The sequence below is a fragment of the Dietzia kunjamensis genome, assembly GCF_045689975.1.
In the GTDB taxonomy this organism is placed as follows: domain Bacteria; phylum Actinomycetota; class Actinomycetes; order Mycobacteriales; family Mycobacteriaceae; genus Dietzia; species Dietzia kunjamensis.
The window spans coordinates 3,137,154-3,157,278 of record NZ_CP143297.1; the positions used below are offsets into that span (position 1 = coordinate 3,137,154).

At 71.7% G+C, this 20,125-nt stretch carries 23 protein-coding genes; 13 read left to right on the forward strand and 10 right to left on the reverse strand.

The annotated features are described in order from the left end of the window. Positions 1-15 precede the first annotated feature (15 nt). The 3 genes from VZF99_RS14680 to VZF99_RS14690 form a co-directional block, all read right to left on the reverse strand. Entirely contained in the window at positions 16-1,023 is a 1,008-nt protein-coding gene (locus VZF99_RS14680; RefSeq protein WP_206473509.1) for a pirin family protein, read from the reverse strand. Positions 1,024-1,094: 71 nt separating this feature from the next. Beyond that, positions 1,095-1,700: a DedA family protein gene (locus VZF99_RS14685; protein WP_407336143.1), complete on the reverse strand. Its 606-nt coding sequence runs from the start codon at positions 1,698-1,700 to the stop codon at positions 1,095-1,097. A gap of 74 nt (positions 1,701-1,774) precedes the next feature. Continuing rightward, positions 1,775-2,407 (reverse strand): YdcF family protein, encoded by a 633-nt coding sequence (locus VZF99_RS14690; protein WP_206473511.1) that lies wholly within the window; start codon positions 2,405-2,407, stop codon positions 1,775-1,777. A gap of 112 nt (positions 2,408-2,519) precedes the next feature. Between VZF99_RS14690 and VZF99_RS14695 the strand changes: the two genes are divergently transcribed. The 3 genes from VZF99_RS14695 (at position 2,520) to tpx (ending at position 4,601) form a co-directional block, all read left to right on the forward strand. Beyond that, positions 2,520-3,188, forward strand: a complete 669-nt coding sequence (locus tag VZF99_RS14695) for a DNA-3-methyladenine glycosylase family protein (RefSeq protein ID WP_407335190.1) — start codon at positions 2,520-2,522, stop codon at positions 3,186-3,188. 11 nt (positions 3,189-3,199) lie between these two features. After that, a complete protein-coding gene (locus tag VZF99_RS14700) occupies positions 3,200-4,003 on the forward strand; it encodes an adenylate/guanylate cyclase domain-containing protein (protein ID WP_067718962.1) in 804 nt (267 codons plus the stop codon). A gap of 100 nt (positions 4,004-4,103) precedes the next feature. Continuing rightward, on the forward strand, positions 4,104-4,601 hold the full coding sequence (gene tpx / locus VZF99_RS14705; protein WP_067718959.1) for a thiol peroxidase: 498 nt from the start codon (positions 4,104-4,106) through the stop codon (positions 4,599-4,601). Between the two features lie 103 nt (positions 4,602-4,704). On the opposite strand, the gene VZF99_RS14710 is transcribed toward tpx, so the two are convergent. Both VZF99_RS14710 and VZF99_RS14715 read right to left on the reverse strand, forming a co-directional pair. Further along, on the reverse strand, positions 4,705-5,268 hold the full coding sequence (locus tag VZF99_RS14710; protein ID WP_067718956.1) for an NADPH-dependent FMN reductase: 564 nt from the start codon (positions 5,266-5,268) through the stop codon (positions 4,705-4,707). Positions 5,269-5,334: 66 nt separating this feature from the next. After that, the gene (locus VZF99_RS14715; protein ID WP_407335191.1) at positions 5,335-6,147 is read right to left on the reverse strand and encodes a hotdog fold thioesterase; all 813 of its coding nucleotides are present in this window, start codon (positions 6,145-6,147) and stop codon (positions 5,335-5,337) included. 74 nt (positions 6,148-6,221) lie between these two features. Between VZF99_RS14715 and VZF99_RS14720 the strand changes: the two genes are divergently transcribed. The 5 genes from VZF99_RS14720 to VZF99_RS14740 all read left to right on the forward strand — a co-directional run bounded on the left by VZF99_RS14720 (position 6,222) and on the right by VZF99_RS14740 (position 12,140). Beyond that, the gene (locus VZF99_RS14720; RefSeq protein ID WP_407335192.1) at positions 6,222-7,685 is read left to right on the forward strand and encodes a sensor histidine kinase; all 1,464 of its coding nucleotides are present in this window, start codon (positions 6,222-6,224) and stop codon (positions 7,683-7,685) included. Between the two features lie 79 nt (positions 7,686-7,764). Next, entirely contained in the window at positions 7,765-9,141 is a 1,377-nt protein-coding gene (locus VZF99_RS14725) for a sensor histidine kinase (protein WP_407335193.1), read from the forward strand. Next, entirely contained in the window at positions 9,138-9,821 is a 684-nt protein-coding gene (locus VZF99_RS14730; RefSeq protein WP_407335194.1) for a response regulator, read from the forward strand. The genes VZF99_RS14725 and VZF99_RS14730 overlap by 4 nt, the downstream gene beginning before the upstream one ends. 136 nt (positions 9,822-9,957) lie before the next feature. Continuing rightward, entirely contained in the window at positions 9,958-10,839 is an 882-nt protein-coding gene (locus VZF99_RS14735; protein WP_407335195.1) for an ABC transporter ATP-binding protein, read from the forward strand. Continuing rightward, positions 10,836-12,140 carry an ABC transporter permease gene (locus tag VZF99_RS14740; RefSeq protein WP_407335196.1) on the forward strand — a complete coding sequence of 435 codons (1,305 nt, stop codon included), beginning with the start codon at positions 10,836-10,838 and terminating at the stop codon, positions 12,138-12,140. The genes VZF99_RS14735 and VZF99_RS14740 overlap by 4 nt, the downstream gene beginning before the upstream one ends. 32 nt (positions 12,141-12,172) lie before the next feature. Here the strand turns inward: VZF99_RS14740 and VZF99_RS14745 are convergent, their stop codons facing one another. Beyond that, positions 12,173-12,865, reverse strand: coding sequence for a response regulator transcription factor (locus VZF99_RS14745; RefSeq protein WP_325769988.1), 693 nt, complete (start codon positions 12,863-12,865; stop codon positions 12,173-12,175). 12 nt (positions 12,866-12,877) lie between these two features. Beyond that, complete coding sequence (locus VZF99_RS14750; RefSeq protein WP_407335197.1) at positions 12,878-13,717, reverse strand: serine O-acetyltransferase; 840 nt, start codon at positions 13,715-13,717, stop codon at positions 12,878-12,880. Positions 13,718-13,801: 84 nt separating this feature from the next. Here VZF99_RS14750 and VZF99_RS14755 point away from each other — a divergent pair, with 84 nt between their 5' ends. Continuing rightward, positions 13,802-14,125: a putative quinol monooxygenase gene (locus VZF99_RS14755; RefSeq protein ID WP_069389471.1), complete on the forward strand. Its 324-nt coding sequence runs from the start codon at positions 13,802-13,804 to the stop codon at positions 14,123-14,125. A gap of 24 nt (positions 14,126-14,149) precedes the next feature. On the opposite strand, the gene VZF99_RS14760 is transcribed toward VZF99_RS14755, so the two are convergent. Next, positions 14,150-14,968, reverse strand: a complete 819-nt coding sequence (locus tag VZF99_RS14760; RefSeq protein WP_119192546.1) for a DUF1906 domain-containing protein — start codon at positions 14,966-14,968, stop codon at positions 14,150-14,152. A 162-nt stretch (positions 14,969-15,130) separates the two neighbouring features. On the opposite strand from VZF99_RS14760, the gene VZF99_RS14765 reads away from it, so the two are divergent. Further along, complete coding sequence (locus VZF99_RS14765) at positions 15,131-16,045, forward strand: SDR family NAD(P)-dependent oxidoreductase (RefSeq protein WP_407335198.1); 915 nt, start codon at positions 15,131-15,133, stop codon at positions 16,043-16,045. A gap of 68 nt (positions 16,046-16,113) precedes the next feature. Here the strand turns inward: VZF99_RS14765 and dapA are convergent, their stop codons facing one another. Further along, complete coding sequence (dapA, locus tag VZF99_RS14770; RefSeq protein WP_069389590.1) at positions 16,114-17,001, reverse strand: 4-hydroxy-tetrahydrodipicolinate synthase; 888 nt, start codon at positions 16,999-17,001, stop codon at positions 16,114-16,116. A gap of 126 nt (positions 17,002-17,127) precedes the next feature. Between dapA and VZF99_RS14775 the strand changes: the two genes are divergently transcribed. The 3 genes from VZF99_RS14775 to VZF99_RS14785 are packed head-to-tail and all read left to right on the forward strand — an operon-like array spanning position 17,128 to position 19,911. Further along, positions 17,128-17,487, forward strand: a complete 360-nt coding sequence (locus VZF99_RS14775; protein ID WP_159981141.1) for a hypothetical protein — start codon at positions 17,128-17,130, stop codon at positions 17,485-17,487. 11 nt (positions 17,488-17,498) lie between these two features. Beyond that, on the forward strand, positions 17,499-18,872 hold the full coding sequence (locus tag VZF99_RS14780; RefSeq protein WP_120285372.1) for a hemolysin family protein: 1,374 nt from the start codon (positions 17,499-17,501) through the stop codon (positions 18,870-18,872). Beyond that, positions 18,865-19,911 (forward strand): hemolysin family protein, encoded by a 1,047-nt coding sequence (locus tag VZF99_RS14785; protein ID WP_256820999.1) that lies wholly within the window; start codon positions 18,865-18,867, stop codon positions 19,909-19,911. Before VZF99_RS14780 ends, VZF99_RS14785 begins: the two co-directional genes overlap by 8 nt. 32 nt (positions 19,912-19,943) lie before the next feature. On the opposite strand, the gene VZF99_RS14790 is transcribed toward VZF99_RS14785, so the two are convergent. Beyond that, entirely contained in the window at positions 19,944-20,069 is a 126-nt protein-coding gene (locus tag VZF99_RS14790) for a hypothetical protein (RefSeq protein ID WP_256821000.1), read from the reverse strand. Positions 20,070-20,125 lie beyond the last annotated feature (56 nt).

Below are 20,125 nucleotides of genomic sequence, written 5' to 3' on the forward strand. Positions count from 1 at the left end.
CCCGACGGCCGCGGTCTAACCCACCGGCCGCGTGACGCGGCCGTCGGGGTAGCGGGCGAACCGGGTCTCGCCGCGCGGGTGGACGGGGTCGTTCTGCGGCAGGTCCCAGGTGCCGAACACGCCGGCGCGGTACTCCTGCATGGCGGTGACGATGTCCTCGCGGGTGTTGCCGACGAACGGCCCCTGCTGGACGACCGGGGCGCCGATCGGCCGGGCCTGCAGGACGAGGAACGACGCGCCCTCGTCACCGGCGGTCACGGTGACCGTCTCCGGGGCGAGGACGGCGGCGTCGTACCCCAACTGCCGGTCGTCGACCGTCAGCGGCCCGCCGTAGTTGTAGAGCACCCGGTTCGCGGAGGGGTCGGCACCGGGTAGCTCCGTGCTCACGCCGGGGTCGAGCGTGACGATCCAGATGGCCAGGTGGTTCTCGGGTCGCGCCGCCCAGGAGTGTGGCGGCGGGTCGAGCGCCCGCACGCCGTCTATCTCCCCGGCGATCAGGCGGAACCGCGCGGCGGCGCCATCGGCTCCGCGGACGACGACCGGGGTCTTCTCGGACCAGAACATGTCGAAGTGTGGCTCGGCGGACTTGTCCTCGGGTGCGAGGTTGAGCCAGATCTGGAACAGCTCCATGGTGTTGGGCCGCTCGGTGTCCAGGAGCGGGAACATCTCCGAGTGCGAGATCCCGGAGCCGGCGGTGAGCCACTGGGTGTCGCCGTGGCCGAAACGGGCCGCCGCGCCGAGGGAGTCGGCGTGGTCGACCACGCCGTCGAGCACCACGGTCACGGTCTCGAACCCCCGGTGCGGGTGCTGGGGGAAGCCGGGGACGGTCTCACCGTGGTACATCGACCACCCGTCCTTGCCCGAGAAGTCCTGACCCAGGGACCGGCCTGCGAGGGAGGCGGCGGGACGCATGGTCTCGCCCTCGGCCGGAGGGAACTCGTCACGGTGGTGGACGGCGAACAGGAACGGGTCGAGACCCGGCCACTGGCCTCCGAGCGGGACAACCTGGCGGATAGCGGACATGGTTTCCTCCTGGGGTGCACGGGTGCCGGGGTGCACGGGTGAGCTGGTACGACTTCTTGCTGTCACATCAGTTAACCGCGTGGGGCGGCGCGGTGTTCCCGCTGCTCCCTGAACTCCAGGTAGGCACGCCGCCCCAGGAACACCGCCAGCAGCACCACGATCGCCGCGACGACGGCGTTGGACGCCCATCCCGCCACCGACTCGATCCGGTGCCACTGCTCACCCAGGAGGTAACCGGCCACCACGAACAGCGAGTTCCAGATCAGACTGCCGGCCGTGGTGAGCAACACGAACAGCAGGAGGCTCATCCGCTCCACACCCGCCGGGATGGAGATGAGGCTGCGCACGACGGGCACCATCCGACCGAAGAAGACCGCGCCCCGCCCGTGGCGGGTGAACCAGCCCTCGGCCTTGTCGAAGTCCGCGACCTGGATCAGCGGGACCCGGTCGAACAGCGCGCGGACCCGCTCGGCACCGAGCCAGAAACCCAGACCGTAGGCGAGGATCGCCCCCAGCACGGACCCGAGGGTGGTCCAGAAGATCGCACCGGCGAGGGTGAACGTGCCCTGCGCCGCGCTGAACCCCGCCAGCGGCAGGATGACCTCGCTGGGGATGGGCGGGAAGACGTTCTCCAGACCCACGACGAGGGCCGCGCCGGGCCCGCCGAGCGCCTCCATGACGCCCACGGCCCAGCCGGCGACCCCGCCGAGATCACCCTCGGCCGCCGGGACCACAGGAGCGGCGATCTCGATCAGCCCCGCGCGACCACGCCGGTGACCGGGATCCGGCCGTCCACGGCCTGGCGGAAGTTGAGCACCGCGCGCTTCACGTGGTCACCGGTGGTCACGACAACGGCGCCGGTGGTGCCGCGCTCCCGGAAGATCCGGTCGGTGAACTGGGCGTTCTGCACCGTGGAGGCGGAGTTCCCCTCCTCGGTGATCCGGAACGGCGCGATTCCGGCGCCACGCAGCCAGTCGCCCATCGCGCGTGCCTCGGTGCGCCCGTTCTGCGGCACGCCGCCGGTGACGATGATGCGGGCGGTCGGGTACGCCTGCGCCAACCGGTACCCGGTCCGCAGTCGCTCCTCGAGCACGGGGCGGATGCCGCCGTCGGGGAGAAGTCCGGCACCCAGGATGACGATGTCGGTGGTGAACGGGTTGACGGTGAGCACCGCGGGATCGTCCACGGTGGGGACCTCGAAGTCCCCACACAGCGCCAGTAGCTCCTGGCCGACGTTCTGGCAGCCGAGCATCGTCAGGCCGCTGTACAGCGCGACGCCCGACGGCACCTCGGCCGACCCGGCGGAGGCGGTGCCCGCTCCGGCGCCCAGCGCGAGAGCGGCGGCGGCCGCGACGGCGGCGAGACGCCTCTGAGTTCTACGCACGATAACGGTCCTCTCCCGAGCAGTGTCGTGACCCGTTGGTTATCGCATTGTGCGTGAAGGTCGTTACCTGTGACACGGGGAGGTCACGCGCGGCCCGCGTACCCTTCACGGCATGCCGGAAGGATACGACAGGGTCACGGCCGTGCGGTACCTCCACGATGCCGACCCACACCTGCGCGCGCACATCGACGCCGTCGGTCCGTGCACCCTCACCCCGACGCCGGACACGGGGCCGCACACCCTCTTCGACCGGTTGGCCTCGTCGATCCTGTCCCAGCAGCTCTCGGTGAAGGCCGCGGCGACGATCGCGGGCCGGCTGCGCGGGCGGGCGACGAGCGACGCCCAGCTCGACCCCGCGCTCGTGGCCGCACTGTCCGACGACGAACTGCGGGCGTGCGGGATCTCGCGGCCGAAGGTGGCCGCCCTGCGGGACCTCGCCGATGCGGTGCGTGGGGGTCGGATCCCGACCCTGGGGGAACTGAGGGACTACGACGACGACGAGGTCATCTCCTCCCTGACGACGGTCCGCGGGATCGGCCGATGGACCGTGGAGATGCTGTTGATCTTCTTGTTGGACAGACCCGACGTGTTCCCCGTCGCCGATGTCGGGGTGCGGCGGGGATTCGAACGGGTGCTGGGTCTGGACGACAAGGCCTCCCCCGCGATGATGCTGGACCACTCGGCCGGCTGGGCACCGTACCGGTCGGTGGCGTCCTGGTACCTGTGGCGGGCGGTGGACCAGACGGGCGAGGCGGCCCCGGCGCCCACCTCCTCGTCCTAGGCTTCACGACCATGGCGAACCTCTACTGGGAGCGGGTGCGGACGGCGACGGCCCGCGCCGCGGCGGGCGCACGCGACGTCAACCGTCATCCCACGTCGGTCGAACTGCTGCGGCGGGCCCGGCGGGCCCTGCCCGGGGACGCCGGTTTCGGCGACCCGCTCTCGGCCGCCGGCCGCGACAGCGCGGGGACGATCGCCCGGGTGGCCGGCCGACTGTTCGACGAGCAGCCCACCGCGTCCCGGGAGGTGACGCTCGGCGGGCTCCAGGTGTGGCACGCCGTGCTCGAGCGCACGGGGCGGGCCGGCGGCGGGAGCGAGGTGACCATCGTGTTCACCGACATCGTCGGGTTCTCGGACTGGGCGATGCGCGCCGGCGACGAGGAGTCGCTCCAGCTCCTCCGAAGGGTCGCCGCGGCCACCGAACCCGAGGTGCTCGCCCACCGTGGCGCCGTCGTCAAACGTCTCGGCGACGGACTGATGGCCACGTTCCCGTCTCCCCAGCTGGCGCTGGACGCGGTGGCCGCATGCCTGGACGGGGTCGCCGGCGTGGAGGTGGCCGGCTGGCGTCCGCGGTTGCGGGTCGGCGTCCACACCGGGCGCCCGCGCCGGATCGGGGACGACTACCTCGGCATGGACGTCAACGTCGCCGCGCGGCTCGCGGAGAAGGCCGGCGCGGGCGAGATCCTCATCAGCGAGTCCACCCGCGCCGGGCTGGACCCCGACAGCGTGGCGACCCGCCCCAAGCGGACCTTCCGGTGGGGCGGGGTCAAGGGTGTGCCCGACGGGATCGCCGTCTACGTGGCGACCCCGCGCTGAGGAGTTCGGCGGGACCGGGAGCGGGGAACCCGCCATCCGCCGCCCCACCCCGGAACCGGCCGGACCACCGCCGACCACCGGCATCCGGTAGAACGGACGCATGGCAACCACCAATTTCAAGGGCAACCCCGTCAGCACGTCCGGCGAGCTCCCCGCCGTCGGCTCCAAGGCCCCGGATTTCGAACTCGTCGGCACCGACCTCGCTCCCGTGACCTCCGGGTCGCTGGCCGGCAAGAAGCTCATCCTCAACATCTTCCCCAGCGTCGACACGGGCGTGTGCGCCCAGTCGGTGCGCACCTTCCACGAGAAGGCCTCCGGCCTGGAGAACACCGAGGTCGTCAACATATCGGCCGACCTGCCGTTCGCCCACAAGCGCTTCTGCGCCGCCGAGGACATCGAGAACGCCACCGCCGGCTCGACCTTCCGCAGCGACTTCGCCGCGGACTACGGCGTCAAGATGACCGACGGCCCCATGGAGGGCCTGCTGGCCCGCTCGGTCGTCGTGGTCGACGCCGAGGGCAAGGTCGTCTACACGCAGCTCGTCGACGAGATCACCACTGAGCCGGACTACGACGCCGCGCTCGCCGCCGTGAACTGAGCGCACCGCAGCGAACGACGAGGCCCGCCCCCGAAGAAACGGGGGCGGGCCTCCTTGCTCAACTACTGCGTCCGGCTACTTCGCCTGTGTAGCGCGCCGCGACTCAGGCGCTCGCGTCCACCAGGGAGAAGCGGCGGGTGGCCTGCTCGAGCTGATCGAACAGCGTCGCCAGCTCCTCGGAGCGGCGCTCCGCGGGCTGCACTCCCTCGGGGCCGAACTCGGTGAACAGGCTCAGGGAGATCTGCTGACGCACGCCGTACATGTGGAAGTTGGCCACTATCTGACGCCAGTGCTCCACGGCGCGCACACCACCCTCGGCTCCGTAGGAGACAAAGGCGACGGGCTTGTTCGCCCACTCGCTACCGAGCGAGTCGAAGGCGTTCTTCAGGCCGCCCGGGACGCTGTGGTTGTACTCGGGGGTGACAAAGACGAAGGCGTCGTACGAGTCGATGGTCGAACTCCAGCGCTGCACCCGCTCGTCGGAGTATTGCTTGTTCGCCGCGCCCGGCACCGTGGCCGAGGTGAGCAGCGGGACGTCGAACGACTTGAGGTCGACCAGCTCATAGGTGGCGTCCTGCCGCGCCTGCGATTCCTGCGCGACCCACTCGGCCACGGTCTGCCCGGAACGCTCCTCGCGGATGCTGCCCAGAATGATGCCGATCTTCACGTACGGTCCCCTCTCGTCGTGCGGGTTGCTGATGACGAGAACTCTACTTGATTGACGTGACACCTACTACCGGTGGCCGTAGACCGTGACCGTCGCCACGGCACAGACACGCCCCCGCTCGTCTCTCGTCGTCACCTGGGCGATGCCCCAGCTCCGCCCGTCGTGCAGGACCTCGGCCCGGACCGTCACCGGCTGCACCAGCGGGATCTGTCGTACGTACCGCACGTCGAGTGAGGACGAGCTGACCTCGCGTTCGTGCGGGAACACCGCGGCCCCGGCGACCTCCGCGGCCGCCGCGAACACGCCGCCGTGCAGATTGCCCAGCGGGTTGGCCAACGTCGGCTCCGGCGCGATCACGCCCTCCACGACGCGGGTTCCGCCCGGGCCGTCGTCCCGCTCGTCCAGCGTCAGGCACAGGACCTCGGCCAGCGTTCCCGGCGCGAGTCTGGACGGCCACGGCGGCTCGTCGTCGTACCCGTCCGGGTCCACGGCTCCCGCGATCTCCATGGATTTGACCAGTCCGGAGGCGATCACCCCGCCGTCGTCGTCGACGACCTCACCGCGCGTCGTGAGGCAGTGACCGTCGTCGCCCAGGTGGTCCGTGCGGATGCCCAGTCCCGCCGATCCCGCGCGCGGGCGCGCCAACAGGTCCATCCGCAGCTCGGTGGTGACCGTCCACATCCCCTCGGGGCGGCGGCGGTGGTTCTCCGACCCGAGGCCCGAATCCACCAGGACCGCCAGACCGCCGGTGGCGAAACGCCCCGACGGGTCGATGAACTGGTCGGCGACCGGCTGGTGCCAGCTCACCGAACCGTCCGGGTTCGGGCTGAACGTCAACCCCAGGCGGGGCTCCGGGCCGTCGTGCTGCGATTCTCTCACCCGCCGACGCTAACACGTGTTCTCGTTCACTCCCCGCGACCGCGCGCGCCGGATCGCGTCCGCACAATGGAGTCGTGCCACTGAACCGCGAGGCCCTCACGACCCCCCGCCGCTGGCCCATCCGCGTCGCCACGACCGTGATCGCCACCGGCATCGTCATCCTCGTGCTGGCGGCAGCGGCGGGCGGTGCGTGGCTGCTCCTGCGCTCGGCCGTGCACGGCGCGATCGACTCCGCCGACCGCGCCCGGGCGGTCGAGGTGGCGGGCGGGGTCGCGTCCCGGGGTCCGCAGGCGTCCCTCGAGCTGGTCTCCGAACCGCTGTCCGGGGTGGACCTGGTGCGGGTCGTCGCGCCCGACGGCCGCATCCTGGCCGGTCAGGTCACCCGCGGCCTCGAGAACGTCCCCGCCCTCCCCTCGCCCGCCCCCGGTCAGGTCATCCAGCGCGACCTCGACGCCCCGAACGGCGCCGACCTCCGCCTCACCTCCGTCGGCGTGGAGGTCCGCGGGGCGACGTTCGCCGTGGACGTGGCCACCGACACCGACCGCTACGACTCCCTCCTGGCCACCGGCGCGGTGTTGTTCCTGGCGTTCGTCCCCGTCGCAGGCCTGGCCACGGCCGTGTTCGTCCACTACGCCATGGGTCGGGTGCTCCGTCCGGTCGAGTCGATCCGCTCCCGCGTCGCCGAGATCTCCGCCTCCGGCCGCGGCGAGCGGGTCCCGGTCCCCGAGGCCGAGGACGAGATCTCCCGCCTGGCCCGGACGATGAACGCCATGCTCGCGCGCCTCGACGCGGCGCGCACCGCTCAGGTCTCCTTCGTCGGCGACGCCTCCCACGAGCTGCGCAGCCCGCTGTCCACGCTGTCGACGATGCTCGAGCTGTCCTCCACCTCCGGCACCCCGGTGGACGTGGAGACCGTCGACGAACTGCTCCTGCCGGAGGTGCAGCGGATGCGCACGATGGTCGAGGACCTGCTCCTGCTGGCCAAGAACGACGAGCGCGGCCGGCCACTCCGGCGCGACGACGTGGACCTCGACGACATCGTGCTCTCCGAGGCCGCCCGGCTCCGCGGCCTCGTCGGCGGAGGCGACGGAGGCGACGGCGGCGACGGCGGCGACGGCGGCGGGCTCGAGGTGGCGGCCTCGGTGGAGCCCGCGCGCCTCGTGGGCGACGCCGATGCCCTGCAGCGCGTGGTGCGCAACCTCGTCGACAACGCCCGCCGCCACGCGCGCGACCGGATCGCGCTGCGGCTCACCGTCGACCGGACGATCCCCGGGGCGCCGCGCGCGGTGGTGTGTGTGGACGACGACGGCGAGGGCGTTCCGCCTGATCAACGGGATTCGGTGTTCGATCGCTTCGCCCGCCTGGACGCGGACCGCGCACGGGGCAAGGGCGGATCGGGACTGGGTCTGGCGATCGTCGCCGAGATCACCCGCTCCCACGGCGGCTCGGTCCGGGCGGAGGACGCCCCTGGCGGCGGCGCGAGGTTCGTGGTCGAGCTACCGGTCGAACCCGCGGAGGATCTGGCGGATCGGCCATGACAGCGGGCCATGACTCCGGGCCATGACTCCGGGTGCACCGGGTGACCGTCAGGTCCACCACCCGATAGGGTCGGCTTCCGTGTGGGTCCGCCTGAACCGCCTGAGCCGTCTCTTCGACGCGGAGGATCCCTGGACCCGCCCGTTGCCGGAGGGCTACCGGAGGGCCGACCTCCTCCTCGCCCTGGCGATGTTCGCCTGTTCCGCGGTGGGCCTGGAGATCGTTCGGAGCATGGGCGGCCTGGGGGGCGAGAGCGCACCGGTGTGGGCCCAGTACCTGGCGATGGGCAGCGCCGCCGCCCTGCTGGCCTGCCGCCGCAGGTACCCCCTGGTCACCGGCATGGGCGCCACCGTGCATCTGCTGGTGATCGGCAGCGTGATGCCGCTGGTGATGGGCCAGATCCCCCAACAGGTCCTCTACTTCGTGGCCGTCTACTCGGCAGTGGCGTGGGCCCGCGACCGCCGCGCGCTGGTGGGCGTCGCCGCCGGGGTCGCGGTCGCCCTGGTGGTGTGGATGGTCTGGTACCTCGCCCTGGGGTCGGGGATGCAGCAGATCCTCGACGCCGTGGAGGATCCGGAGCGTTCCCGTGGGCTCTTCCCGCCGGTGCCCTCCTTTCTCGTGTATACCGCCCTGATCAACATCGTCTACTTCGGCGGCGCCGCCGCGCTCGGGATCGGGTCGTGGCGCGGCGCGCGACGACGTCATGAACTCTCCGAGCAGGCCCGGACCATCTCCGAGCAGGCCGAGGCCCTGCGTGACCGTGCCGTTGTCGACGAACGGCTACGGATCGCCAGGGAGCTCCACGACGTGATCGCCCACCACGTGGCCGCGATCGGCGTCCAGGCCGGGGCCGCCCGCAAGGTGATGGACCGCGATCCCGAGGCGGCCGCCGTCGCCCTGAGAACGGTGGAGGAGTCCTCCCGCTCGGCCGTCGCGGAGATGCGCGCCCTGCTCGGGGCGCTGCGCTCCGAGGACCGGGCAGGTCGGGACCAGCGCGACTCGGCACGGACGGCCGGCCACGGCCTGGACGAGATCCCCGCGCTCGCCGCGTCCCACCGGACAGCCGACTTCGCCGCCGACGTCGTCGTCGTCACCGACCCCTCCCACCCCCTCGGCGAGGTCCCGCCCCTGGTCGGCCTGTCCCTCTACCGCACCGCCCAGGAGGCGCTGGCCAACGTCCGGCGCCACTCCACCGCCACCCGTGCCGGCGTCACCATCCGCACCGGTGAGGGCCGCGGCGGCGCACCGTACGCGGAGGTCGAGGTGCTGGACTCCGGGCGGCCCCGCAGCGGCAGCTCCGGAAGCGGGCTGGGGCAGCTCGGCATGCGTGAACGCGTCCGCTCCCACGGCGGCGAATGCGAGATCGGACCGCGCGTGATCGGTGGATACCGGGTCCGGGTGCGGCTGCCCTACTCCCCGGTACCGACGGGGGCCGAGGATGACAAGGGCCTGCGATGACTGAGACCCTGGGGGTGCTGGTGGTGGACGACCAGGCGCTCATGCGCTCGGGCTTCTCCCTGATGCTCGGCGCGGAGCCCGATATCGAGGTGGTCGGCGACGCCTCCGATGGCGCCGGGGCGCTGGAGTCGTGCCGGCGGCTCCGGCCTGACGTGGTGGTGATGGACGTGCAGATGCCGGGGATGGACGGGATCGAGGCCACCGCTCTCATCGTCGCCGAGGACCTGGCCAAGGTGCTCATCCTCACCACCTTCGACCGCGACGACTACCTGTTCGACGCACTGCGGGCCGGGGCCAGCGGTTTCCTGCTCAAGAACTCCGACCCGGACGACCTCGTGGACGCCGTCCGCGCCGTGGGCCACGGGCACGCTCTGCTCGCGCCCGAGGTGACCCGCAGGGTCATCGAGCGACTCGCGGTCCCCGACGCCGCCGCCGGTCTCGATGTGCCGCCACCGCGCCCGGCCCCACCCGGTCTGGGTCGGCTGACCCTCCGCGAGACCGAGGTCCTACGGCTGGTCGCGCGCGGCCTGTCCAACGCGGAGATCGCCGCGCAGCTGGTGGTGGGTGAGGCCACCGTCAAGACGCACGTCTCGTCGTGTCTGTCCAAGCTCCACCTCCGCGACCGCGTCCAGGCCGTGGTGCTGGCCTACGAGGCGGGACTGGTCCAGCCGGGCGACTGAGGTCGCACCGCCGCCCTCCCCCTCGGGGAGGAGACGACGCCCGCACCGGCCCACCTGATCTCCCCCTCGCGGCCGATCCGCCGCACCCCGTCGCGCCCTAGCGTGGTCTGCACACAGACACAGCAGGGAGGACACCATGCTCCGACTCGAGGGGCTCACCCGCCGCTTCGGCGAGACGCTGGCCGTGGACGACGTGGGCTTCACCGTGACGCGCGGGTCCATGACCGGCTTCGTGGGCGGCAACGGGGCCGGCAAGACCACCACCATGCGGATGATCATGGGCGTGCTCCAGCCGACGGCCGGGACCGTCTCGTGGCACGGCCGCGAGGTCACCGTCGCCGACCGCCGCACCTTCGGCTACATGCCCGAGGAGCGTGGCCTGTACCCCAAGCAGCCGATCCTCGACCAGTTGGTCTACCTGGGTCGACTGCAGGGACGCAGTCCCGCCGGGGCCAGGCGCTCCGCCCTGGAGCTGCTGGAACGGTTCGGCCTGGGCGAACGCACCACCGACAAGCTGGAGTCACTCTCGCTGGGTAACCAGCAGCGCGTCCAGGTGGCGGCCGCCGTCATCGGGGAGCCGGACCTGTTGGTGTTGGACGAGCCGTTCTCCGGCCTCGACCCCCAGGCCGTGGACTCGATGGCCGACCTGTTGCGCGAGCACACCGCTCGCGGCGTGCCGGTGTTGTTCTCCTCGCACCAGCTGGATCTGGTGGAGTGGCTCTGCGACCACCTCGTCGTCCTGTCCCGCGGTCGCGTCGTCGCGGGCGGCACCGTCGACGACCTCCGCCGCCGCGGTCGGGTCCGCCACCGCCTGGTGGTGGGCACCGACGCCGGCTGGGTGCGGGGCCTGCCGGGCGTGCAGGTGGTGGACGTCGAGGGACCCACCGCCCTGCTCGACCTCGAGCGCGCCGATCTCACCGACGCGGTGCTCGCCGAGGCCCTGTCCCGAGGCAGTGTCCGCGAGTTCGCCGAGGTCGTCCCCACACTGTCCGATATCTACCGCGAGGTGACGGCATGACCACCGGAACCACCACCCACACGACGCCCGCCGACACCCCGACCGCCGGGGCCTCCGACCGGGAGCCGTCCACCGAGGCCGCCTGGCGGATCGTCGCCGGCCGCGAGATCGTGGTCAAGCTCCGGGACCGCAACTTCATCATCTCCACCCTGACCACCATCGCGATCTTCATCGGCGCGTTCGGTGTGTCGTTACTGCTGGGCGGGCGCGACGACGCCGCGACCGTGGCCGTGACGTCCGGCGAGGCCGCCGCGGTGGTCCGGGCTGCGGATGCGGCCTCCGGTGAGGCGCCGGGTGGCGTGGACGACGACAACGGCACCGCCACCGCCACCGTGACCGGACCCGCGGTCGCCACGCAGGCCGAACTGGAGGTCCTCGAGGTCTCCGACAGGGCCGCCGCGGAGCAGGCCGTGCTCGACGGGGACGCCGACGCCGCGCTGCTGGGCGAGCCGGGCGCCTGGACCCTTCTCGGGTCGGACGGGGTGGACTCCGGGATCTCCGTCGGCATCGGCGCGGTGATCGCCGCCGACGCACTCGAGCGCAACGCCGCCGCCGCGGGCACCTCCGTCGGCGACCTCACCGCAGGATCGACGGTCGGGGTGGAGCTGCTCGAGCCCGAGGGGGCGACCGACGAGGGCGTGCAGGTGGTGGCCGGGTTCGTCTTCGTGTTCCTGTTCTACATGGCCGCCATCCTCTTCGGCTACGCCATCGCCAACAGCGTGGTGGAGGAGAAGCAATCGCGGATCGTGGAGATCCTGGCCGCGGCCATCCCGCTGCGCCAATTGCTGGTCGGCAAGGTCGTGGGTGCCACCGTGCTGGCCCTGGGCCAGATGGTGCTGTTCGTGGCGATCGGTCTGATCGGGCTGACGTTCACCGAGTACACGGCGCTGCTGCCCTCGCTCGCGGGCGCGGCCGGCTGGTACCTGGTGCTGTTCGTGATCGGATTCGTGGCGCTGGCCTGTCTGTTCGCGGTGGCCGGGGCAATGGCCACCCGGGCCGAGGACGTGCAGTCCACCTCCTCGCCGCTGCTCACACTCATCATGGTGGCCTCGTTCGGCGGATTGTTCCTGCAGGGGACCTGGCAGGTGGTCGCCTCCTACGTCCCGTTGATGTCCACGGTGACCATGCCGATCCGTCTGGTGGAGGGGTCCGCCGCCTGGTGGGAGCCGGTCGTGGCCGCCGTGATCACCCTGGCGGCCGCTGCCCTGGTCATGGTGGTCGCCGAGCGCGTGTACCGACGCTCGATCATGCAGACCGGCGGCAAGCTCACCTACCGGCAGGCGCTGGCCCTGGCCGAGTAGGCGACGGCACCCTCACGCGGCGCCCGTCGGGATCATCTCCCGGCCGGCGCCGCGACGCTGTCGACGAGCCGGTAGCCCTGCCCGCGGACGGTCTCGATGGCGCGGGCGCCGAACGGGGCGTCGATCTTGCGTCGGAGGTAGCCGACGTACACCTCGACGATGTTGTCGTCACCGTCGTAGGCGGCGTCCCACACGGCCCGCATGATCTGGACCTTGGACACCACCTGGTTGCGGTGGCGGATGAGGTACTCGAGCACCGCGTACTCGCGCGCGGTCACGGTGATCCGCGTATCCCCGCGGCGGACCTCCCGCGCGGCCGGGTCCACCACGAGGTCGCCGGCCTCGAACGTCGCCGGGCGCTCCGGTGCCCCCCGCCTCACCAGGGCCCGGAGCCGCGCCTCGAGGACGACGAACGAGAACGGCTTGACCAGGTAGTCGTCGGCGCCGAGGTCGAAGGCGTCGGCCTCGTCGTATTCGCCGTCCTTGGCGGTGAGCATGAGCACCGGGGTCCAGACCTCGCGGCGTCTCATCTCGCGGACGACCTCGTACCCGCTGCGCCGCGGCATCATGATGTCCAGCACGACCACGTCGAAGTCGTCGGCGCAGGCCATCTCGAGGCCCTCCTCACCGTCGGCGGCGGTCTCCACGGCCCAGCCGCCCGTGACGAGTCCCCGGCGCACGCTCTCGCGCAGCGCCGGCTCGTCGTCGACCACCAGGACCCGCATCGGCGTGTCGTCCTACCCCTCGGCGTCGATCTCCTGGTCCATCCGCTCTGCGGGGACCAGCGAGTCGGCGTGACGCCGGACCACCTTCGCGGGGACCCCGGCCACGGTGGTGTGGGGCGGGACCTCGTGCAGGACGACCGATCCCGCGGCCACCCTGGAGCAGGCGCCCACCCGGACATTGCCCAACACGATCGATCCGGCGGACAGCAGCACGCCGGAGCCGATCTTGGGGTGGCGGTCGCCGTCCTCGTTGCCGGTGCCGCCGAGGGTGACGCCCTGCAGGATGGACACGCCGTCGCCGATCACGCAGGTCTCGCCCACGACGATCCCGGTGGCGTGGTCGACGAGGATGCCCGAGCCGACACGGGCGGCGGGATGGATGTCCATCGCGAACACCTCGGAGATCCGGCTCTGCAGGAACGACGCCGCCATGACCCGCCCGGAGTTCCACATCTCATGGGCCACGCGGTGCACCTGCAGGCCGAGGAAGCCCTTGGCGAAGAGGTAGGGCACCAGGTAGTTGGGGTACGCCGGGTTGCGCTCGAAACTCACCACGAGGTCGGCCGCGACGGCCTCCAGAACGTGGGGATGCTTCACCAGCACCGCCCGGATCTCCTTCTCCAGCACGTGCCGACCGATCTCGGGGGTCGCGACCCGGGAGGCGGCGAGGCGCGCGAGGGATTCGCCGAGGTCATCACAGCCGTCGATGAGGTCCAGGACCAGTCCCGCGATCAGCGGTTCGTTCCTGCTCGAGGTCGCGTCCAGCGACAGGCGGTTCCAGACGGCGCGGACGGAGGAGTCGGCCTCTGCCCGCGGGACGCACGGGTTCTCGGCGCTCAGCTCGATGGTCACCTGATACAGCGTATGCCTGCCCCGGCGATCGGGGCGAGCCGCACCTCCCTCGACGGCCCGCTCCCCACGCGGCAGGATGGGGCCATGATCCTCATCAACGTGCGTTTCGACGTCAAGCCCGAGTTCGCCGAGTCCTGGCTCGAGTTCACCCGCGAGTTCACCGAGGCCACCCGCGCCGAGCCGGGCAACCTCTTCTTCGACTGGTACCGGTCGCCGGAGTCCCCGAACACCTTCCTGCTGTGCGAGGCCTTCCGGGAGGGCGACGCCCCCGCCCAGCACGTGAACTCCGACCACTTCGCCGAGTTCACCGGCTCGGCCGCCCGCTACCTCGAGCGGACCCCGCGGATCATCAACACCACCGCCGAGGGCGAGGAGTGGGGGACGATGGGCGAGATCACCGTCGAGTAGGGGCAGGCCCCGCCAGACGTCGCGTCAGATCGAGCTGCCGAGCGCCGACTGCGCGAGCGCGATCGGGTCGACCGGCCACCACTGGCCGTAGTCGAGTGCGTAGACACGGTTGAGGTCGGACACGACGCCGCCGACGGTGACCTGCTGCCGGACCGGCAGCTGGTGGATCGTCGCGCTCGGGTTGAGGCGCCCACCGGAGCCCCAGTCGTGCTGCCAGAAGTACCGCCCCAGGCCGGTCTGACGGCACCAGTCGATGGTGGGGGCGTTGGCGTACACGCCGAGCTCCATCCCCGCGCCGTGGAGATGGGCGCGCCAGCGCTCGAGGTACGGGCGGATCTGATTGTCGAACTGCCACCGGGTGGGGTTGTCGTCGATCGCGACGTACATCGGCACACCGGACGGTCCACCGGCCTCGCGGTGGATCCGGATCCCGATCGGGGCGTGGCGGTCGCCGCCCGCGGCGCCTTCCCTCCAGTCGGCGGTCTCGGCACGCCCGTACTGGTAGCAGGAGACCATGTTGAGGCCACTGCGGCGGAAGTCGTCGACCTCGCGGCGCAGCAGCGGCTTGCCCGTCATCCACTCGGCGCCGGGGCGACGGTTGGAGCAGTACCGCACGGCGCCCATGTGGCCGGCCGCGCGGATCGACGCCGCCGACGGCGGGCCGGAGGCGTAGTCGAGCAGTGTGCCGATCGGGACGCCGACACCCGCTCCCGGCAGCGCACCGAGCCCGGCGGGGATCGAGGACTGGGCACCCACCGCGGGGGTGATGCCCGCGGCGAGGGCGCCCGCCCCGGCGGCGCCGATGCCGGCGCGGCGCAGGAAGGTTCGGCGGTCGAACGTCATGGGGCTACTCCGGGATCTCGAGGAAGGGGCACGCGGGGGCACGTGTGACACGTGGGACCCGCACACCCGACGAGTGTGTCACAAGGACATCGCGAAGGATATCCCGGCGTTACCACACGGACGGACCACCACAGCGCAGGCACGGCTGGTTGACTGACGTTCATGACTCGCGCGCACAGATGGTCCGCCACCGACATCCCCGACCAGACGGGCCGGACTTTCGTGGTCACGGGCGCCAACGGCGGGATCGGGCTGGCGACCACCGCCGCGCTCACCGCCCGGGGTGCCCGGGTCGTCATGGCCTGCAGGAACGAGGAGAAAGCGCAGGAGGCGCGCGCGACGCTCCCCGCCGGTGACCGGGAGCGCGCGCAGGTGCGCCTGCTCGACATGGCGGACCTGGACTCCGTCGACGCGTTCGTGGCGGCCACGGCGGCGGAGGGTGCGCCGGTCGACGTGCTGATCAACAACGCCGGTGTGATGAACATCCCCCACGCCCGCACCGCGCAGGGACACGAGATGCAGTTCGGGGTCAACGTGCTGGCACATCACGCGCTCACCCTGGGGCTGGAGCCGATGCTGACGGACCGGGTCGTGTGGCTGGGCTCGCTCGCCCACCTGCGCGGACGACTCGACACCGACGATCTCGACATGGACGTGCGCGGCTACCGACCCATGGCGGCGTACGCGGACTCCAAATTGGCGTGCATCATGCTGGGCTACGAGTGGCAGCGCCACTTCGAGCGGTCCGGCAGCGGGCTGCGGTCGGTCGCCGCCCATCCCGGTTACACGGCGACCGACCTCACCCGCCAGAGCGGCAACCCACTGGCGGACCGCTTTTTCGAGTTGGGCAACTCCATCACGTGGGCGGGCCTGACACCGGAGATGGGCGCGCTGTCCGTGCTGTACGCGGCGACGGTGCCCGGCCTCGCCGGCGGCGCGTTCGTCGGCCCCGATCGCCTCGGGGGCCTGCGCGGGCATCCGAAGCCCGCCCGGTCGGGTCGCCGTTCGCACGACCGGACCACGGCCGCCGCCCTGTGGCGGCGGTGCACGGAGATGGCCGCGTTCCAGCGGGCATGACGAGGGTCACGACGACGAGGTCATCCCCCGCAGAGTGGTGACCGTGGTCGGCCGGTGGCCGGGATGGGTCAGCCGAGCCCGGCCGCGGCCAGCCCGTCGCGCAACTTGGCCCGGTGCTCGGGCGGCCCCTGGAGGAGAGGCATGCGCAGGCGGTCCGAGCCGATGAGGCCGGCCTCCTTCAGGGCCGCCTTGACCTGGATGGCGCCCTGCGAGGTGTGCATGATCGCGTCCACGGCCGGGATGAGGCGGGTGTGGATCTCGCGGGCCCGCGGCAGGTCACCGGCGTCGACGGCGTCGATCATCGCCCGGTAGTCGTCGCCGGCGACGTGGCCGACGACCGAGACGATGCCGGTGGCACCGAGGGCCAGGAAGGCCAGGTTGAGCACGTCGTCGCCGGAGAACCAGAGCAGGTCCGTCTCCGCCATGAGTCGGCTGGCCTCGAACAGGTCGCCCTTGGCGTCCTTGACCGCCCGCACCCGGGGGATCTCCGCCATCCGCCGGATGGTGTCCGTGGCCAGGGCGGTGCCGGTGCGGCCGGGGATGTCGTAGGCCATGATCGGGCGGTCGGCCGCCTCGGCGATCATGCGGAAGTGCTCGACGATCCCGTGCTGGGTGGGCTTGTTGTAGTACGGCGTCACCACGAGCAGGGAGTCGGCGCCGCGGGCGATCATCTCGCGCGCCGCACGCATCGAGTGCTCGGTGTCGTTGGTGCCGCAACCGGCCATGACCTTCACCCGGTCGCCGACGGCCTCGACGACGGCGGCCACGCTGTCGTAGTCCTCGTCGTCGGTGGTCGTCGCGGACTCGCCGGTCGTGCCGTTGACCAGCAGTCCGTCGTGGCCGTGATCGGCGAGATGGACCGCGAGCCGCTGCAGGCCGTCGAAATCGATCGAGCCGTCGTCATGCATGGGGGTCACCATCGCGGTGATGACCCGACCGAAGGGATTGTCCGACATGCGCACCAGACTAAGCCACGGTGACGCGGCCGGGAGATTCCGACGTAAGGGGTCCCCACGGGACTAGGGTCGTCAGCACCCCGGCGCCGGGGACCGGCGCCCACCACCGAGACCGCGGAGGCGATTGTGACCGACCAGACCCGACCCGACGACCCCGCGCGCATCCCGGAGGAGCCCCCGGAGTCGTTCGGCAACACCATCGACGGATCGGGGGCCGGCGACGGCAGCACCTCCCGGGGCGGGGACGAAGCGGACACCGCCACCGGGTCCGCCGCCACCGGGTCCGCCGCCACCGAGCCCGCCGCCGACCGGGCCGCCGGGGGCGCGACACCGCACGACTCCGCGGGAGCGGCGAGCTCCGCTGCGACGTCCGGCGCGGGCGGGGACGGCGCTGCCGAGCGCGCCGAGCAGAAGAAGGTGTACCAGACCCCTGAGCAGCCGGATCAGGCCGTGGGCGGCTCGGACGGTACGGCAGACGGCCAGTAGCCGGGCCTGACGTGGCCATCGCCCTGACGCTCACGCTGGCGTTGATACTGCTCATCAGTGCCAACGCCTTGTTCGTGGCCGTCGAGTTCGGGTTCCTGACCGTCAACCGGGACGACGTGCGTGCGGCCGGCTCGGAGGGCGATCGCATCGCCACGACCCTCGACGGGTCCCTGGCCAGGACCTCGACGAACCTGTCGGGGGCCCAGCTGGGCATCACGGTCAGCAGCCTCCTGGCGGGATACCTCACCGGTCCCTCCGTGGGGGAGCTGATCACCGGCGCCCTCGGCGTGTCGGGGATGTCCGAGCCGGCGGCCCGCGGCATCGCGATGACGGTGGCCTTCGTCGTCGTCACCTTCCTCCAGATGGTCTTCGGCGAACTCGTCCCCAAGAACTGGGCCATCGCCGCTCCGATGCGGGTCGCGCGGCTGGTCGTGATCCCCCAGCGGATCTTCATGGCGGTGTTCGGCTGGCTGGTCACGGGCCTCAACACCACCGCCAACGTCGTCCTGCGGCTGCTCGGGTTCACCCCGCAGGAGGAACCCGGCGAGGCACGGTCACCCGAGGAGCTGCGGGCGTCGGCCGCGCGGTCGGGCCGTCAGGGCGCGATGGACCCGCACACGGCCGAGCTGGTGACCCGCTCGATCTCGTTCGGGGAACACCGCGCGGCGGACGTGATGGTGCCCCGTCCGCTGGTGACGTTCCTGCGTGACCACACCGCGCAGGACCTGCTCGACACGGTGGCCGCGACGGGCCGGTCGCGGTTCCCCGTCCTCGGCGCGACCGTCGACGAGGTGGTGGGCGTCGTCCACTACCGGCAGGCGTTGGCCGTGCCTGTCGACGAGCGCGCCCGGACGCCGGTGCGGGAGATCGCCACCGAGGCGACCGTGGTGTCGGAGGTGATGACGCTCGACCCGCTCATGCGGCTGCTCCGTCAGACCGATCTGCAGATGGCCGTGGTGGTGGACGAGTTCGGCGGGACCGCGGGGATCGTCACCCTGGAGGACCTGGTGGAGGAGATCGTCGGCGAGATCGATGACGAGCAGGACCGTGCGTCGCGCACCCACGAGTGGGTCGACGACGACACCGTTCTCGTGGGCGGGATGATGCGGCCCGACGAACTGGGCGCCATCCTGCGACTGGAGATCCCGCCGGTGGAGACGGTGTCCACCCTGTCCGGGCTCCTGTCCGAGGCGGTGGACCGACTCCCCCGAGTCGGCGACGAGACCGAGTTGGACGCGCACGACCACGAGAACCGCGACGACGACGACCTGCCGACGCGGGCGCGTGTGCGCCTGCGGGTGGAATCACTGCGCGCGCACCGGGCCGAGCAGGTGCGCGCCACCGTCCTGCGGGACGAGCCCGAAGCGGTGGACCCGGATGAGTGACGGCGTGGCATTGCTGGTCCTGGTGGCCCTCCTGCTGGGCAACGGGTTCTTCGTCGCCGCGGAGTTCGCGATGGTCTCCGCGCGGCGCGACAACCTGGAGCCGCACGCGGCCGAGGGCAGCACGCGCGCACTGTGGTCGCTGCGCGGCATGGAGAACGTGTCGCTCTCGCTGGCGGCCACGCAGCTCGGCATCACGGCCTGCTCGCTGCTCATCGGCGCGGTCGGCGAACCCGCCATCGCCCATCTCATCGAGCAGCCGCTGGGCTGGTTGGGCGTGTCCACCGGGTTCGCCCACCCGATCGCTCTGGTGATCTCCCTGCTCATCGTCACATTCCTGCACATGGTGCTCGGCGAGATGGTGCCCAAGAACATGGCGATCGCCCGGCCCGCGGCCGCGGCCCTCCTGCTCGGCCCGGTCCTGCGGGTCTTCGTGCTGGTGTTCCTGCCCGCGATCTGGCTGATGAACAAGTCCGCGGACGCGGTGGTGAGGTACGTACTGCGGGTGGAACCGCGTTCCGAGGTGGAGACCACTTTCACGGTGGACCAGATGCACGGGATGGTCGCCGCGGCCGAGGACTCCGGCCTCCTCGACGAGGACGAGACGCTGCTGCTCGAGGGCGCGCTCGAGTTCGATCACATCACCGCCGCCGACGTCCTCCGGCCGATCGCGGAGGTGGACTCGATCGAGGAGGACTGGTCCACCGGGGACGTGCAGCAACTGTGCGTGCGGACGGGGCACTCGAGGTTCCCCGTGCGCCGCGGCGGCGCGTACGTCGGCTACGTCCACGTCAAGGACACCCTCGGCGACGACCTGTCCCAGCCTCTGCGCCGGGATCGGATCCGCGAACTGGGGATCGTGCCCGCGGAGACCCCCCTCGACGACGTCCTGGAGGCGATGCAGCGGGCGCGGGCCCACCTCGCGGTCGTCGACGATCGCGAACCCGGCGAACCCGACCCGCGTGGGCTGCTGGTCCTGGAGGACGTCCTCGCCGAACTCGTCGGCGAGGTCAGGGATGCGACGCCCGGAGCCGAGCAGTAGGGCGCCCGAGGAGCAGAAAGGGCCCCGACGACCTACCGGACCTTGTCGGGGTTGGTGTCGAGCACCCGACCGAGGGTGTTGTCCACGACGATCTGCGCCACCCCGCTGTATGTGGCCACGCCCACCCGCACCGTGGTGGCCAGCGCGTTCTGCAACATCGTGGAACCTCCTGCTAGTCAGTGTGACACCCGTCACTCTACGCTCGTCTGCGGCG